Genomic DNA, 15,835 nt, shown 5'->3' with positions numbered 1-15,835 from the left:
AATATCCTGCTTTTAAATAATCAAAAGGCCCTTACATATACCCGCCTTTCCTCAGTTCCTCAAGGCCGCCTCCGTCTTCCTTGTCCTGGGCTCGGCCTGAGCGCTCTGCTATATTGGCGAATTTTCCGCTTTTAAGCTCATATATTATGTCATCCACCGTTTTAGCGTTGGATTCAACAGGAAATGTGCACGGCCAGCATCCAAGAGAACGGTATCTTTTACCGTCCCCGCGGTCGTAATACAACGATACGGTGGGAATGTTCTCACGTTTTATATATTCCCATATGTCAAGTTCGGTCCAGTCCAAAAGCGGGTGTATGCGCAGATGTGTTCCCGGCGCAAAATCGGTTTTAAACTGTCCCCAGAATTCAGGGGGCTGATCCCCTATATCCCAGTCGCTGTTTTTATCCCTTGGCGAAAAATATCTTTCTTTCGAACGGCTTCCTTCTTCATCGGCCCTTACACCTACAATAACCCCGGTGAAAGGCTCGGTATTCGTGTCAGGCTCATAACATTTTTTCTCGTGGTTGAGCCGGTATCTCGGCCATTTTCCGTTCAGTGTGTTTTTCAGCGCTTCGGTTTTCAGCAGCCTGCAGCATTCAAGACGGCTGACATTCCCGTCGGGGTATGTGAGTTTCTTTTCGAGGGCTTCCCTGTTTTCCCCGTAAATCATATCCAGGCCCCATTCCAGCGCAAGCCTGTCCCTGTATTCTATCATTTCGGGTATTTTAAAGTGAGTGTCTATATGCACCAGCGGGAACGGAACATGTCCAAAAAAGGCTTTCCTCGCCAGCCACAGCAGGACGGTGCTGTCCTTTCCCACCGACCACAGCATGCAGAGATTTTTAAAATTGGCATAGGCCTCCCGGAGAATATGAATTGATTTATTTTCAAGCTTGTCCAGGTGGTTCATTCAATCACCTTCTTCATCTTTTGGTTAAAACATAAGTTTATTAGCGGGGTGGTTAATAGCATAAAAGCCTTTTTCATTCCGGCTGTTTTCCCGGTTATACGTCATTTCGGTGTCATCCAGTTGTCTGAAAATCCCGCCTGCTTCTTCAACAATGCACTGCATTGCGGCGGTATCCCATTCCATCGTAACTCCGAAACGGTAATATACCTCTGCCTCGCCTTTGGCTACAAGGCAGCCTTTAATCGCGCTTCCGACATTTCTTATGTTTTTTATACCGTTTTTTTCTACCAGTTCAAGAAGCCTTTGCGATTTATGCGAACGGCTCATCACCAGGCGTATATCGTCGGTTCTTGTGGACACATGGATTTGTTCGGCATGTCCGTCCTTTTCATAAAAGGCACCTTTTCCTTTTACGGCGTAATACAATTCACCGGTAACGGGAATTCCGATAACCCCCAGCACCGGTTTTCCCTTGTAGCTAAGGGCGATGTTCACGGTAAATTCACCGTTTTTCTGAATAAATTCCTTTGTTCCGTCCAGCGGATCAACAATAAAACACCAGTCATTTTTAAGCCTTTCGGGATCATTTTCCGATTCCTCGGCAAGAACGGCGCATTCGGGATACCTGTTTTTCAAGCTGCTGACAATAAAATCGTTCGATTTCCTGTCGGCTTCGGTTACAGGCGTTAAATCGTCCTTAAAGTCAACCTGAAAATCCTTTTTGTATACATCAAGAATAATTCTGCCCGCCTCTTTTGTTATTTTCTTGACATATTCAAGCACACCGGTCAAATCCTCTAAATTCATAATACCCCTCAGTTTCCCATATATTTTTATCTCAAGGCAGTGAATTCCGTCATACAGTTGTTCAGTTTATTTTGCCTATTACTATAGTATACATTATTGTAAATTAAATTTAAACTTTATTCAGAACGCCAATATAAATTTTTATGGTTATTGCGCATTTAACAATTTTATATTCTGATATTTCGCGCCTGAAAGCATTTCCTTTACTGATATAGTTGATGATAGAAGGTGTTTTAATGCCTAAAGCCAATTTGCCACATATGAAAATGGCATGTAAATATCCCCGGCAATACCGCCGGGGATATTTTGCGACTGTTTAAAATATATCAGAGGGGTATTTTTTCGTAAGTATTCTTCAAATGCCCTTTAACCACCCTGTAAAGATAGCGGACGGGATAATTCATGGCTTTGCTTTCGGCAACCACCATATCCTTGTATTCCTCAGGGAATTTAAGGCAATAACTGCAGCCCGTATGGGCGATTTTACACGGCAGCGATATTACTTCAAAAGCATAACCCTTCTTTTCAAAATGCCTGCACATTTTTATTGTATAATTTCCGGAATCATAAACTGCAAGGCAATCCACACTATCCGGCTCCCAATTACCTAATTCATTACCATACTATGAAAAAAGGTCCGGCATGGTTACCCGCCTATTACAAACCATGCAACAAATTACACTGTCAGCTTGAATTAAAAAAATTTCACATCTCTTGACAAGGTTGCATGCTGCTGTGCTATAAATAATGGAAGCGGCATATTTTGTAAACTTAGGTTTACTAAACTTAAAAAGGAGATGAATTATGAAAAACAAAATTTTTTCTTTGTTTGCCATTGTCTTAATAACAGCCTGTATTACAGCAGGTTGCAGTGCACGTTCGGAACAATCACCGATGAATGTGTACCACTCGGTGCTTTCGAACCAGTCTCAGTTTTTCAGTACTGATGCCCGGAAACAGCTGTACATATCCCAGTTAAACCAGGCTGTCAGTGAGGACAGCACAGTCCGTGCGGAAGTGACAAAGTTTACGGTAATTGACCTTGATAAGGATGACATGCCTGAAGTTATCCTTCGCCTGACCGTAAACGGAGATGACTATTTTGGTTCCAAGGTTTTGAAATACCAGGACGGCGAAGTTTATGGATATACTTTGTGGTACAGGGCCTTTATGGACCTAAAAGAAGACGGAACCTTTTCCTTTTCCGGCGGCGCGTCGGACTGGGGATGCGGCACTATTTCATTCACCAAAGAGGGATACAATGTTGATGGAATTACTTATTGTGAATCAGAAATTACTTCTGACAACAATGAGACAGTTTTCTACTATGTAAATGGGGAAAAGGCCTCATATGAAGAATTCCAGTCAGCCATTGATGAGCAGGGTAAAAAAACAGATGTTACATGGTATGATCTTACCGATGAAAATATAAAGAATTTGTTATCGAATTAATAACCGGAGGCTTACATGCTTTTCCTCCTTATTGTATAAATTAAAAGCGGAACAGGATAAAACCTTCCTGTTCCGCTTTTGGTGTTATTTAAAGCTTTCCATTTCCATGCACGCATAACCAGTCAAAACAAAATAACATTCAATCTGCGAACCTTCATTAAACTTTTATTTTAACTCAACCAATGTCTTAAACCCGGATAACAAGACAAAGAACAGTCCAAAACAGCGTTCCTCTTAGTGAGTTATCAAAACCGGCCACCGTAATAGCGCGTATGAAAAATTATTGAAGATACACTCCCTCTATTTACCTTGTATAAAAAACCCTCCAACAAAGCAGAGCCATATAACAGCCACGCACGGTAGGGTGACTCGCAAACACAATACGGTCTTAAATTCAAAAGTGAACCGGGGAAGGATACCGAGATTGAAATAAGACCTCCAATAAATTAAATACATACAAAAGACCGGCTCAGATTTACTGAGCCGGTCTGGTACGCCCGACACGATTCGAACGTGCGACACCAAGTTTAGGAAACTTGTGCTCTATCCTGCTGAGCTACGGGCGCATAACTTTATTTTCGGTACATTTATTTTACTACAGGTTCGAATATCTGTCAATAAGCTTAATTTCGCAATATTTGTACTGTTTACAGTATTTTACACGTATATTTCCGCCTGATTTTTTTGTTTTTTAATATTTTACTTTCGGGTTTATCGCCGGAAATTTTTATGTTACAATATTTTCGAACGGTTGTCCCGCGCAGACTGACTGTGAAAAGCCGGAATTCCTGTGTCACAGCTCGAACAAGCCTTGCGTAGTATGGTACGGGGAGTGTTAGGAATGGAAAAGGTGAGGATATGCTATAAAAAATTTATTAAAAAGGCATTTTTCATACTTTTGGTCTTTATGATGCTTTTTCCGGCAAATATATCCTGTGCCGGTGAACTCACCGAACAGGCATTTATTACGGTAAAAATCAACGGTACTCCCATTTACACCGACACAAACCCGTATGTAAAAGAGGACAGAATCTTCGTTCCCGTTCGCTTTATTGCCGAGGCTTTGAATATGAACGTGGAATGGATACCCGATGAAAAAAAGATTACTCTGAGCGATGATGAAGACACAATACAGATGTGGCTGGACAGCAACCTGCTGATTGTAAATGACGAGGAAATTTTAATGGATGTTAACGTGGAAGGTTTTAACGGGAGGATAATGGTGCCGGTCAGATATCTGGCTGAAATAAAAGGTTTTGAAGTCAAATGGGACGATTACACCTATTCCGTTGAATTAAACAAGGAAGGTGTGGAAGTCCCCGCATCAAGTGTTTTAAACAGATCTTACACCGATGATGATATCATATGGCTTGCAAGGATTATTCATGTTGAAGCGAGGTATTTAAGCATTGACGCTAAAGTGGCAATTGCAAATGTTGTGCTGAACAGAACAAAGCATCCGGATTTTCCGGATACCGTATACGATGTCATATTTGACAGCAAGTACGGAAAGCAGTTTCCGCCGGCACACACAGCCGCATTCCGGCAGCTGAAGCCCGACGAATCCTGCGTCATTGCCGCCAAAATGGCCCTGGAAGGGATTAACAATGTGGACAAATGCCTGTACTTTAACAATCAGCCCTTTAAAAACAAATCAAAGGATTTTTACATTAAAATAGACGGCGAATATTTCTACTATTAGCAGGTTATTATTTTCTTTTCTGCGGTGGGCCACTCTTTGTCATAATCTTTGTCGGTGTCGACTTTAACAGCGTGAGGTTCAAGTTCCTTCCATGTCATCCTTGTTTGAGCCCATCCAATCAAGATGTCGTCATTGTTCAGCGCAAATTCCATTTCCGGGCCATAAAGTCTGGGCTTCATTGAGCTTGCATGATAAGTAAGTTTCAGTGCGGAATTGTTTTCAAAATACCTTGCCCTGTGTTCTGCTATAACTTCTGCGGGAATGTCATACACTGTACCGTCGGACATTTTGACTCTCAAAAATTTTTTCATGGCTGCACAGCCCCCTTTTGTTCAGCCATATTGTTAAATTTTTAACTATATATATTCTAACATAAATCTTTCAATATTTCCATACTTTTTTTTAAGCAAGGATATACTGTTCTGAAATTTTCAAGAAAAGAAACCAAGATATAATTGAATATTTTTAACAATAATTATATAATGTAATCAGTAAAATTTATCGATCATTACCAGTTTATTTGCAGGCACTCCAAACGGCTGAAAACCGTTGAGAATTAAACACAAGTGAAAAAACAAATCAACGGGGAGGGGTGGTGTAAAGCAAAATGAAAGCGCTTACTTTAAAACGACCTTCTTCCTAATAAGGCCTTAAAATTTTATATTCCGCAGAAAGTAAACTTACAAATTTAAAATCAAGGTCCGATTAAAGGAGGTTCTTTTATGAGAAACTGCAAAGGGTTGTCAATTTTGTTATGCTTCTTGCTCGTATTTTTTGCCATGCCTTTTCCTGCCGTAGCTGAAGAAGCAGAGGCAATGCCTGTGAGCGAAGCCTCTGAATGGTCGTTTTCAGCGTTTGGCTCTAACACATCGGTTGAAAAAAATCCCGACCCGATGATTAATTCCGACGGTTCGGTCAAGATTGTCGCGAACGGAGGAAAAATAGCAAGCAACGAGCAGGGAATATCCTTCTATTACAGGGAAGTGCCTTCCGATGCCAATTTCGAAATAAAGGCAAAAGCCGAAGTTCTGAACTTTAAAGGTGACGACAAACAGGTATCTTTCGGTTTAATGCTGATGGACCAAATAGGCCAGCACCGTAATTCCGAAAAACATAACTCCAATTACATAGCCGTTGGCGCTCTTGATACAATAATTAAAGCATTTTACATGCAGGAGAGCCTTACAAAGACAGACATGCTGTCCCAAACTCCGTCCCAGGGTGATATTTTCGAACTTTCAATCAAAAAATCCGGGGATAATTATGTTTTGACATGTAACGGCACAACCGAAACCTTTACGCTGCCGGGACTGTTTTCGGACACAATATACGTGGGAATTTATGCCGCGAGAAACGCAGAAATTAAATTCAGCGATTTGAATTTTACACTCGATACAAAAGATATTGTGGATTTATCAGTTGACCTCTCCGGAATGAAAACTTCCTATCTTGTTGATGAACCTTTAAACTTAAAAGGTCTTAAGGTTACGGCTCACTATTCCGACGGAACCAGCGAAGAACTCACCGAAGAGGATTACATAGTAACAGGTTTTGACAGCAGCACTCCGGGAACAAACACAATCTGCATAAATGTCGGTGAAATTAGCAAAACTATTGATCTGGAAATACTCCCACTGACCTGCACAAAATTAACGGTTAAATATTTACCCGCCAAAACCGATTACTATTTAGGCGATTCTTTTAACCCGGAAGGTTTGAAAGTTATAGCCGAATATAATGATGGCTACAAGGTGACTGAATTGACAGAGGACAAATACGCATTATACATTGCCGGTAAAGCCGCTGAAGATTACGTGTTCAGCAAGGCAGGCACACAAAAAGTTGAAGTAATATCCCGGGAAAATCCTTCGGTTAAAACCGGATTTGAAGTAAACATTTCGGACGCGTCGATTGAAAGTCTTGAGATTTTCCGCAAACCCGAAAAAACCGCTTATTTCATCGGTGATGAACCTGATTTGACCGGTCTTGTTGTTTACGCCCGTTACAGCGACGGCTCAAAGGTCCGCCTCGATAAAAGCGAATATGAAGTAAATGGCTTTGATTCGTCAGCGCCGGGCGAAAAGGAAATCACCGTTTACCATAAAGGTAAGACGGTGGCATTCAGTGTGGTTGTAAAGGAAAAGGAAGTAATGGGGATTGAAGTTACAAAATATCCCAAAACCACATACTACATCGGTGAAACTTTTAATGCCGAAGGACTTGAGGTTTCAAAGGTTTATGACAACGGCGACAGAGAACCTCTCACCGATTTTTCCGTCGATGCCTCGGCATTTGACGGCAGTACGCCGGGGGTATATGACGTAATCATTTCGGCCGACGGTTTTGATCCGATAACCCTCAAGGTAACAGTGAGGGAAAAGACCGAATATGAATGGAAGGCTATCCGTTTCGGCCAGTCTACGTCTGATTCGAAAAACTATGTAAATTTCCTCGACAACGGCGCAGTTGAAATAGTCGCCCTCGAAGGCGGCGGAAAAATTGCAACCGACCACGACGGTATTACCTTCTACTATACCGAAATTGACGCAAAGGATAATTTCGTCCTCTCCGCCGACATTAAGGTCAAGGAATACGCCAAGAACCCGCATGACGGGCAGGAGTCCTTCGGTATAATGGCCCGTGACGCAATAGGCACTCCGGGTGATTCAAGCATCTTTGCATCAAATATTGCCGCAATAGGCGGTTTCAGCGGCGGCACAAAGAGCCCGAACGGCACTCAGCTTTTTATTCGTACGGGAGTTTCCTCTCCTGACGGCGCAGGCAGCAAAGGTATACGTCGGATTATGATCAAGGATGAAAAGCCCGGTCCGGACAATACCTATCCCGCCGCAGAATACAGACTGACACTGGCAAAGACCAACAGCGGTTTTGTCGGGAAACTCAATGACGGCGAGGAAGTAATCTTTTACGAACCCGATATTCTGAACGTACAGGATTCCAAAATTTATGTGGGATTCTTTGCAGCCCGCCTGGCAACGATTGAAGTAAGCAACATAGAATTGTATGTATCCAGCAGCGAAACCGACGCGCCGCGGTATATTCCGCCCGAAGCTCCCGTTACTCCGTCACTGCAAATCCTGTCCCTCGACAAAACGTCGAATGTGAATTACAGTCTTGTGGTCAAGCCGAATGTAAACGGCAGCATCACCGTAAAACAGGGTGCTGAAATCCTTGTCAGAGATGTAACGGTAAATGCCGGTGAAAAATATTCGGTTGACGCTGTCCTTGAAAAGAACAGCGAAAACCCGTTCACCGTAATCTTCATCCCCGACGATACACAGAATTTGTCGAGCTATGAAAAAATAATCAAAAATTTCAGCGTAACGATGAGAACATACAACGAGGGCGGAAACATTTACGTATCCCCGAACGGGACACCTTACGGAGACGGGACAAAAGACAATCCCCTTGACCTTGACACGGCAATTGCCTTTGTTAAGGAAGGACAGAAAATAATCCTTATGAACGGTGTTTATAAACGGGATTCCGCACTGGTTATTTCCAGGTACAACGACGGAACGGCCGAGAACAGAAAATATCTGGTAGCCGAACCCGGTTCAAGGCCTGTCATAGACTTTGACAAAAAAGGCCAGGGTGTTACCCTGAGTGGTAACTACTGGTATATTGAAGGCATTGACTTTGCAAGATCGGCACCTAACTACCCCGGCTTTATAATCGGCGGGAATTATAATATAGTGGAAAACTGCCGGTTCTATGAAAACGGCGATACCGGGCTTCAGATCAGCAGAACAGATTCATCGGAAAATATTGCCGAATGGCCGTCATACAACAAGATTATAAACTGTGAATCCTTTGACAACCGCGATCCGTCCGAAAACAATGCTGACGGCTTTGCCGCAAAACTCACATGCGGTGTCGGAAATATGTTTATTGGCTGCGTTTCGCATCATAATATTGACGACGGATGGGATCTTTACACCAAAGCCGGTACGGGCGCCATCGGACCTGTTATTATCGACAGCTGCATAGCTTATGAAAACGGAACTCTTACCGACGGCACGGTTGGCAAAGGCGACAAGAACGGGTTCAAGCTCGGCGGCGAAGGCGTTCCGGTACAGCATATAATCAAAAACAGCATAGCTTTTAACAACGGTGCGGTGGGCTTTACAAGCAACAGCAACCCGAGCGTTATAGCCATTAACAATATCGCCTATAACAATGCCAAAGGCAATCTGGTATTCACATCCTACAGCGGTATTGAAACCCATTTTGTGGTCGACGGGTTTGTTTCATACAATACTGAAGGCGCACCCAGGGATTCGGCAACAGGTGTTCCCGCTTCCGATGACAATTACCTGTTTGACGGAACAAAGTCGGTAAACAAATCGGGTGAAGAACTCACAGAAAAAGAATTTATCGAAAAACTGCTTGAACTTATTTCAAAAATAAAAAGCATAAAATAAAAACAGCACAAAAACAGGTACTGAAAGAAGTCCCGGGATTTTCAACATCCTGGGACTTTTTTACTTTACATAATAGTGTCCAAATCAATTTTTTCACCATATTATATAGTACAAGTTCCGAAAAAAGGTGGTGATGAATATGCCGGATGAAAGATACCAGGCACAGCTTCCCTTCGACGGCTTTTTCCGGCGGCCAATACCGGGTAGACCTCCTGGGCCCTCCGGCCCCATATTTGGCCCTCCCGGAATGCAGGAAGTTCCCCCATTCGGACCTCCTACAGGCGTACCCGGACGACAGGGACCTCCGCAAGGACCCCCGCCTTCATTTATCCCCTCAAGAAGGGATGATGGCATATCCATCCGCGCCGTAGACCCTGGCTCAATCCGGCCATGCCTGTTCCGCTACGTATATATATGGCTTGAAAACGGAAGGCAGTTCTGGGCATGGCTTGTGTTTGTAGGGCCACGTTCAGTAGCGGGATGGCGTTGGACCGGATTTAACTGGGTCTTTTTCGGAACAGATCTGGAGAATATCAGCAGTTTCGTATGCTTCTAAGGACCGGTGGTATGATATTCTCCGGAATAAAAAACGATGGCTCTGCTTCACGCGGAGCCATCGTTTTTTACAGATACCTGTCTTTCAAAATTCTGACCGTTTCATCGTCAACTTTCTTATCGCCATACCGGACGTTGTTGTACACATCTCTCAGCAAAGAATGATCCTTTTCGCCCTTGTCAAATTTCCGTGCCTTATCCGCAACCTCCGCAGGGGTGTTTGCAAGGCTTACTTTTAGCCCCTTTCTTATATAATCCATAACAAATTTGGTATATATAAACCTTACCCTGCTTTCGTTATCCTTCATATCACGCCATTTAGGGTGGCGCCTGAAAAGTTTTCCGAACGTCCTTGCCCTTCTCTGGAATTCGGTCTTTAACAGTGATTCTTCCCGGTCAAAGTAGCCCTGTTCGGTTGTACTCCATTTCTGAAACCTGCTGAAAAATGCCGAAAGCATGTTATACAAAGCATGGCAAATCCTTCTGTAATTTTTCACAAGATATCTTATAACCAAAAACAGTATTCCGGCAAATAAAAGCGCGGTAATCACGTAAAACAATATTTCGGCAACCGAATTCTGCTCTTCGGCGGGCGGAAGTACCATCATGTCCTGCGGCGCCCCGCCTCCACCCTCTTCCACGGGCTGATAAAGCGAGCCCATAAATTCAATTATTTTCAGTATAATCCACGCTATTGACCTGGCTATATAAATAAATGCATCCAGCAAAACTCTCCAGAAAGACAGGACTATAATCCCCGACAGAAGGACCGACACAATGATCCCGTTCCCCCTGTTGACAGATGCGGGTATGGTTTTCAGGCTGCTTTTCTCATAAGTTTCATTTATAAGAAAACGCCTGTTTGCGAGAGGAAAGCCGAAAAGGCAGTAAATGATTGAAACCCACATTGCCATTGCAAAGTAAGGCTTCAAAGTTTCGATATTGTTTATAATAAACAGGGAAATTATGTGAATAACCAGTCCGCCCGAATACAGAAAAATCCTGTTGGTTATATCCCGTGTTCCGGCAGCTATGCCCCAGATATAGAAAAAAACCGTCGTTACCGCAACCGCAATAGTTTCTTTAACCAGCCCCGTCAAAATTACGGTTTTGAAAATAAATACCACGGCAGTTACATAAATTATTCCAATAAAAACGGCGACGTAATTTTTGAACCTTTTCAGAACGGCCGTCAGAGCAAGGCCGAAAAACAGATGCACCGGAAGCAGCGGCAAAAGCGTAACCACCGTTTTGTAAGGCAAAATCAAACCTGCCACCGTTAACCCCAAAGGGAAATACATCAGATATTCCAGCACGCACCATAACCATCTCAAAAATATCTGTTTTTTCATATACCATCAAGCCTTTTCCATTAATCAAATTCTCAGTATTTCCACGGCGTTCCCCTTAGTCCTGAGCCTTCTTATCCGTTCCTCGATTCCGTCATCCACATATGCGGTTATAAAAAGATAGTCGGTATTGCCCGGATTATTCTCCAGTTCCCTGTCCAGAAGCGTATAAAATGTTATGCTTCTTGAAATAACCATGCGCGCAAGGCATTCCAGCATTTTAACGAGATGATTTTTTCCGCCTGCCGGCTCAATTCTAACAGGCTCCTTTTCCATATCCTTCAGATACCCGTTCGTGCAAAATCCTGCTTCTATTACATTCCTGCTGGCATACTCCAGGACGGTCGCCGCCACCGAAATGCCATACTCCACCCTTTCAGGCTCATCGGTAACCGTCCATTGATCGGGTTTGGTATCCACATTCAGAAAAACCATCAGCCTATGATTTGCAGTTGGCTCGTACTGATTTACCTGCAGGGTTCCCATGCGCGCGGTCGCTTTCCAGTTTATGTTTTTTATAGGGTCTGACGTGGTATATTCCCTTATCCCGGCGAAAATGAGCGGATCTTCAAGTATCCAGCGCCTTACAACCCTGTCCCCCTGCCAGCTGTGGGACGGCAGGTTCAGTTCCGAAAGGGTGAGTGTTCCCGGAAAAACATAAAGCTTTGCGTCGGTTGTTTCGTCCTTTATCGCCGAGATGGTCCCCGTTATTGAACGGGCGGTAAGGGCTGCCGATTTTAAATGGTAATAGCCTCTTTTTGTGCATTTAACGGTATGGGTTCGTATAATCCTTGTATAAGGTAGCATTGTAAAAACACTGACGTGAAATTCGTCTTGAAGAATGTTCAGGTCTTCCTGAAGACCAAACCTAAGCCCGCTGTCTATCCGCGATTCCACTTTGAGCCACGGCACAGGCAAAAGTTTCCTGTTGCTTATGGTTTCAATCATATGAACGGTTTGGCCGAGCTGGGCATGCAGTGTGTCAAATTTTCTTTCAATACTTACTTTTGAAAGCCCGAATTTCATCACTGCGACCGATTCAACAATAAGTACCACAATCGCGGCAATAATCAGCTTGTAAACCCACATTGCACTTAAGCACCTGCCTGTTCTTTCAGCCTGTCTTCAGAAGGAACAGGTACCCTTTGTAAAATCTGCTCGATGATGGAATGGGTTACCGGCTTTCCGTTTTCGCTGCCCGAATGCCTTGCAATTATCCTGTGGGCCAAAACGGGTATCGCCATCTGCTTTACATCGTCGGGCGTCACATAATCCCTTCCGTTTATGGCCGCAAGGGCCTGGCTGGTTTTAAGAAGTGCCTGGCTTCCGCGCGGGCTTACCCCCAAAATAACCTCATGGTGTTTTCGTGTAGCCTCCACAATCTGGATGATATAAGAATAAATATCATCGCTTACGTAAGTGTTCCTGAAAATGTCGTTAAGGCCTTCAAAGTCCTCTTTTCCGGCAACCGGTGCTATTGAAGACAGAGGATCTTCGTAACGGAACCGTTTCAGTATTTCGACACCTTCCGCAGTATCGGGATAACCCATGTAGAGTTTCATAAGGAACCTGTCCAGCTGGGCTTCGGGAAGGGGGAACGTACCAAGGGTTTCAACGGGGTTCTGCGTTGCTATAACCATAAAAGGCGGGCTTAAAGGATAGGTTTTTCCGTCGGTGGAAACCTGCCTTTCCTCCATGCATTCCAAAAGGCTTGACTGCGTTCTTGGGGTTGCCCTGTTTATTTCATCGGCCAGAAGAATGTTGGTGAAAACCGGCCCTTTTCTGAATACGAAATCGCCCTTTTTCTGGTCATAATAGTGGATTCCCGTAACGTCCGACGGCAAAAGGTCGGGGGTGAACTGAATTCTACTGAATTCCAGGTCAAGCGATCTGCTCAAGGTTTTCGCAAGAAGCGTTTTTCCCGTTCCGGGCACATCCTCCAGCAAAACATGCCCCGAACAGACAAGACATATGAATAAATTCCGTATAATATCCCTTTTCCCGACTATGACCCTTTCAACGTTCGCAGTGAGTTTGTCCGCAAGTTCCTTTAATTTGCGATTATCCATACGCATTACCCTTCCTGTTTATATATACTTACTTGGCAGGCTCTATAATGTTTACTCCCAGGTCTATAACCCTTTCCTCGCCGAGGAATTCCAGAAGCACCCGTGCTCTGCCTTTCCTTTTGTTGATTTTAAGAATTCTGCCCTGCAATGATGTCAGGGGACCGTTTACAATAACAATTCTATCCCCTTCCATAAGTATATCGGATTCCTGGATTGTATCTTCATCATCAAAAAGGTGGCTGAAAACCTCAATCTCCCTCGGCGGTATCTGAACGGGTTCCCTGTCGGTGCATAAAAGCTTGTACAGGCCGGGAACGCGTTTCAGCTTCATGTAGACGTGCTCATCCAGCACGCCGTGTATAAATATGTACCCGGGAAATAAATTGCGTATTCTCCTGTGCCATACCCCGTTCTTTCTTTCCTTTATGATTTTTTTCGGGATCATTACGGCGGGCTCCCCGCCGAAACGGAAGTCCAGCCGTTCCTTTACCTTGTTTTCTTCTCCTGTTTTTACAAAAAGAGCATACCATGCTGAATCCTTGTCCATAACAAACACCCTGTTTTCATATATCTTTCTGTTTTTGCATTTCTTTCAGCAAATCCCTTATCTCGGCCAGAAGCTCCTCTTCCTTTGAAGGTTTCAGGGGTTCTTCCCTTTTTTCTTCTTCCTCTTTTTTCTCCCTGTCTTTCACAAGTAAAGACTCAGCCCTGGTTTTCAGGGAAGCAACAAGCCTTACAAAAGCAAATATGGATATTGAAATAATCAGGAAATCCAGTATATTTTGAAGAAACTGCCCGTACAAAATCGCAAGTTCGGAATTTTCCCCTTCAGCGGGCCGTATTACAAGCTTTAAATCCTTTACGTCGATTTTTCCCAGAAAAATCCCCAGTATCGGAGTTATTATGTCATTTACAAGAGAAGTGACAATTTTCCCGAAAGCCGAGCCTATAATAACTCCGACCGCCATGTCAAGAACATTGCCTTTCAGCGCAAACTGTTTAAATTCTTTCAGCACAGGTACTCAACCCCCTTGCAGTCACAGCGGCGGGAAGCGGGAGAACAAAACCCGTTTCCTGTTTTACAGGCTCCAGTATAAATACCCTTTTTCAGCAGCCTCTTTCGGAGAGAACATTCCTTTTACATCGATAAGAACCTTTGTTCCTTTGGAGTACTTTTTCTCAAGCATGTCCAGTGTGATTTCCCTGTACTTTTTATGGCACACCGCCATTATAACCGCATCCACATTGTTTACATCGTCATATTCCGCAAGTTTTATCCCGTATTCGTCAAGCACATCTTCGCTGTTTGCCATGTAGTCCGAAACAAACACCTCAATGCCGTATTCCTGAAGCTCATGAACTATATCCACTACTTTCGTATTCCTTGTATCGGGTACGTCCTCCTTAAACGTAAGCCCCATAATGAACACCCTTGCGCCCTTGATCTGTTTATCGGCCTTAATAAGCTGTTTTACGGTATTTTCGGCCACGTATTTACCCATCATGTCGTTAATTCTTCTGCCGGCAAGGATAACTTCGGGGTGATAACCCAGTTGCTGGGCTTTATAGGCCAAATAATAGGGATCCACGCCGATACAGTGGCCGCCCACAAGCCCCGGTGTAAACTTCAGAAAATTCCACTTTGTTCCGGCAGCTTCCAGAACGGCTTTCGTATTTATGTTCATTTTGTTAAAGATAATCGAAAGCTCATTCATGAAAGCAATATTAATGTCCCGCTGAGTATTTTCAATAACCTTTGCAGCTTCTGCGACCTTTATGCTTTCGGCTCTGTAAATCCCGGCCTCGACAATTATCCCATAAACCTTGGCTATTTCCTCCAGCGCCTCCTCGTCAATTCCCGAAACAATCTTCAAAACCTTTGTTACGGTATGGACCTTGTCGCCGGGGTTTATCCGCTCGGGGGAATACCCCACCTTAAAATCGGTACCTGCCTTAAGCCCAGATTCCCTTTCCAGCACGGGTATGCATATTTCTTCGGTAACACCGGGGTAAACGGTGGATTCGTATACAACATAATCCCCTTTCTTAAGATGCCTTCCGACTGAGGTGCTTGCCCCAATCAGCGGGTTAAGGTCCGGTGTTTTGTCCTGTGCCACCGGAGTAGGTACTGTTACTATATAAAACGACGCCCGGCTTAAAACGCCTTCGTCGCTGGAAAACTCGACGGTTGTGTTCTTCAGCGCCTCGTTTCCCACTTCCCCGGTAACGTCTATTCCGTTCAGATAATTTTCAATCTTCCTTTTATCTGTATCAAAACCTATAACGTTTATTTTCTTTCCAAACTCTATCGCAAGGGGCATTCCCACATATCCAAGCCCTACAACGGCAAGGTTTTTTTTACGATCCAAAAGATCATTATATATTCCCATAAAAATACTCCTTCTTTTGTCTCTTTATGTATTTTTAACTTGTAATTCGATTATATCTGATTTGAATTTATTTTAAAAGGAGTAACAAAGATATAATATTTTTGTAATTTGATTCTTCAGGTTATTTCTGATATTATTTTCCTTGACTGAAAA

The 15,835-nt window shown here is 43.6% G+C and carries 14 protein-coding genes and 1 tRNA gene; 4 read left to right on the top strand and 11 right to left on the bottom strand.

Annotated features, from left to right (window positions below; translation table 11 throughout):
• Positions 1-31: 31 nt before the first annotated feature.
• From cysD to CST_RS00835, 3 genes are all read right to left on the bottom strand, one after another.
• Positions 32-913, bottom strand: coding sequence for a sulfate adenylyltransferase subunit CysD (gene cysD, locus CST_RS00845; RefSeq protein ID WP_015357904.1), 882 nt, complete (start codon positions 911-913; stop codon positions 32-34).
• A gap of 24 nt (positions 914-937) precedes the next feature.
• Positions 938-1,720 (bottom strand): 3'(2'),5'-bisphosphate nucleotidase CysQ, encoded by a 783-nt coding sequence (gene cysQ / locus CST_RS00840; protein WP_015357903.1) that lies wholly within the window; start codon positions 1,718-1,720, stop codon positions 938-940.
• A 326-nt stretch (positions 1,721-2,046) separates the two neighbouring features.
• The gene (locus CST_RS00835; RefSeq protein ID WP_015357901.1) at positions 2,047-2,307 is read right to left on the bottom strand and encodes a putative Se/S carrier protein; all 261 of its coding nucleotides are present in this window, start codon (positions 2,305-2,307) and stop codon (positions 2,047-2,049) included.
• Between the two features lie 217 nt (positions 2,308-2,524).
• Here CST_RS00835 and CST_RS00830 point away from each other — a divergent pair, with 217 nt between their 5' ends.
• Positions 2,525-3,172, top strand: coding sequence for a hypothetical protein (locus CST_RS00830; protein ID WP_015357900.1), 648 nt, complete (start codon positions 2,525-2,527; stop codon positions 3,170-3,172).
• A gap of 489 nt (positions 3,173-3,661) precedes the next feature.
• On the opposite strand, the gene CST_RS00825 is transcribed toward CST_RS00830, so the two are convergent.
• Positions 3,662-3,738: transfer RNA gene (locus tag CST_RS00825), tRNA-Arg, on the bottom strand.
• A gap of 275 nt (positions 3,739-4,013) precedes the next feature.
• Between CST_RS00825 and CST_RS00820 the strand changes: the two genes are divergently transcribed.
• On the top strand, positions 4,014-4,874 hold the full coding sequence (locus CST_RS00820; RefSeq protein WP_015357898.1) for a stalk domain-containing protein: 861 nt from the start codon (positions 4,014-4,016) through the stop codon (positions 4,872-4,874).
• Here the strand turns inward: CST_RS00820 and CST_RS00815 are convergent.
• A complete protein-coding gene (locus CST_RS00815) occupies positions 4,871-5,185 on the bottom strand; it encodes a hypothetical protein (RefSeq protein WP_015357897.1) in 315 nt (104 codons plus the stop codon). The two genes, CST_RS00820 and CST_RS00815, sit on opposite strands and share 4 nt — an antisense overlap.
• A gap of 411 nt (positions 5,186-5,596) precedes the next feature.
• On the opposite strand from CST_RS00815, the gene CST_RS00810 reads away from it, so the two are divergent.
• Both CST_RS00810 and CST_RS00805 read left to right on the top strand, forming a co-directional pair.
• Positions 5,597-9,319, top strand: a complete 3,723-nt coding sequence (locus CST_RS00810; RefSeq protein WP_015357896.1) for a bacterial Ig-like domain-containing protein — start codon at positions 5,597-5,599, stop codon at positions 9,317-9,319.
• A gap of 139 nt (positions 9,320-9,458) precedes the next feature.
• A complete protein-coding gene (locus tag CST_RS00805) occupies positions 9,459-9,875 on the top strand; it encodes a hypothetical protein (protein WP_015484828.1) in 417 nt (138 codons plus the stop codon).
• A 67-nt stretch (positions 9,876-9,942) separates the two neighbouring features.
• Here CST_RS00805 and CST_RS00800 read toward each other — a convergent pair whose 3' ends face one another.
• The 6 genes from CST_RS00800 to CST_RS00775 form a co-directional block, all read right to left on the bottom strand.
• Entirely contained in the window at positions 9,943-11,226 is a 1,284-nt protein-coding gene (locus CST_RS00800; RefSeq protein ID WP_015357894.1) for a hypothetical protein, read from the bottom strand.
• A gap of 24 nt (positions 11,227-11,250) precedes the next feature.
• Positions 11,251-12,312 carry a DUF58 domain-containing protein gene (locus CST_RS00795; protein ID WP_015357893.1) on the bottom strand — a complete coding sequence of 354 codons (1,062 nt, stop codon included), beginning with the start codon at positions 12,310-12,312 and terminating at the stop codon, positions 11,251-11,253.
• A 5-nt stretch (positions 12,313-12,317) separates the two neighbouring features.
• A complete protein-coding gene (locus CST_RS00790) occupies positions 12,318-13,292 on the bottom strand; it encodes an AAA family ATPase (RefSeq protein ID WP_015357892.1) in 975 nt (324 codons plus the stop codon).
• Positions 13,293-13,320: 28 nt separating this feature from the next.
• A complete protein-coding gene (loaP, locus tag CST_RS00785; RefSeq protein ID WP_015357891.1) occupies positions 13,321-13,839 on the bottom strand; it encodes an antiterminator LoaP in 519 nt (172 codons plus the stop codon).
• A 16-nt stretch (positions 13,840-13,855) separates the two neighbouring features.
• Entirely contained in the window at positions 13,856-14,308 is a 453-nt protein-coding gene (gene mscL / locus CST_RS00780) for a large-conductance mechanosensitive channel protein MscL (protein ID WP_015357890.1), read from the bottom strand.
• A gap of 63 nt (positions 14,309-14,371) precedes the next feature.
• A complete protein-coding gene (locus CST_RS00775) occupies positions 14,372-15,682 on the bottom strand; it encodes a nucleotide sugar dehydrogenase (protein ID WP_015357889.1) in 1,311 nt (436 codons plus the stop codon).
• Positions 15,683-15,835 lie beyond the last annotated feature (153 nt).

The sequence above is a fragment of the Thermoclostridium stercorarium subsp. stercorarium DSM 8532 genome (assembly GCF_000331995.1).
Taxonomy (GTDB): domain Bacteria; phylum Bacillota; class Clostridia; order DSM-8532; family DSM-8532; genus Thermoclostridium; species Thermoclostridium stercorarium.
The sequence above is the reverse complement of the archived record's forward strand: the minus strand, read 5'-3'. Positions and strand labels throughout refer to the sequence as shown.

What these genes read in the sequence shown, in the direction of transcription:
- cysD (WP_015357904.1), bottom strand. Translation starts at nt 913, where the DNA reads ATGAACCACCTGGACAAGCTTGAAAATAAATCAATTCATATTCTCCGG.
- cysQ (WP_015357903.1), bottom strand. Translation starts at nt 1,720, where the DNA reads ATGAATTTAGAGGATTTGACCGGTGTGCTTGAATATGTCAAGAAAATA.
- CST_RS00830 (WP_015357900.1), top strand. Translation starts at nt 2,525, where the DNA reads ATGAAAAACAAAATTTTTTCTTTGTTTGCCATTGTCTTAATAACAGCC.
- CST_RS00820 (WP_015357898.1), top strand. Translation starts at nt 4,014, where the DNA reads ATGGAAAAGGTGAGGATATGCTATAAAAAATTTATTAAAAAGGCATTT.
- CST_RS00815 (WP_015357897.1), bottom strand. Translation starts at nt 5,185, where the DNA reads ATGAAAAAATTTTTGAGAGTCAAAATGTCCGACGGTACAGTGTATGAC.
- CST_RS00810 (WP_015357896.1), top strand. Translation starts at nt 5,597, where the DNA reads ATGAGAAACTGCAAAGGGTTGTCAATTTTGTTATGCTTCTTGCTCGTA.
- CST_RS00805 (WP_015484828.1), top strand. Translation starts at nt 9,459, where the DNA reads ATGCCGGATGAAAGATACCAGGCACAGCTTCCCTTCGACGGCTTTTTC.
- CST_RS00800 (WP_015357894.1), bottom strand. Translation starts at nt 11,226, where the DNA reads ATGAAAAAACAGATATTTTTGAGATGGTTATGGTGCGTGCTGGAATAT.
- CST_RS00795 (WP_015357893.1), bottom strand. Translation starts at nt 12,312, where the DNA reads ATGTGGGTTTACAAGCTGATTATTGCCGCGATTGTGGTACTTATTGTT.
- CST_RS00790 (WP_015357892.1), bottom strand. Translation starts at nt 13,292, where the DNA reads ATGGATAATCGCAAATTAAAGGAACTTGCGGACAAACTCACTGCGAAC.
- loaP (WP_015357891.1), bottom strand. Translation starts at nt 13,839, where the DNA reads ATGGACAAGGATTCAGCATGGTATGCTCTTTTTGTAAAAACAGGAGAA.
- CST_RS00775 (WP_015357889.1), bottom strand. Translation starts at nt 15,682, where the DNA reads ATGGGAATATATAATGATCTTTTGGATCGTAAAAAAAACCTTGCCGTT.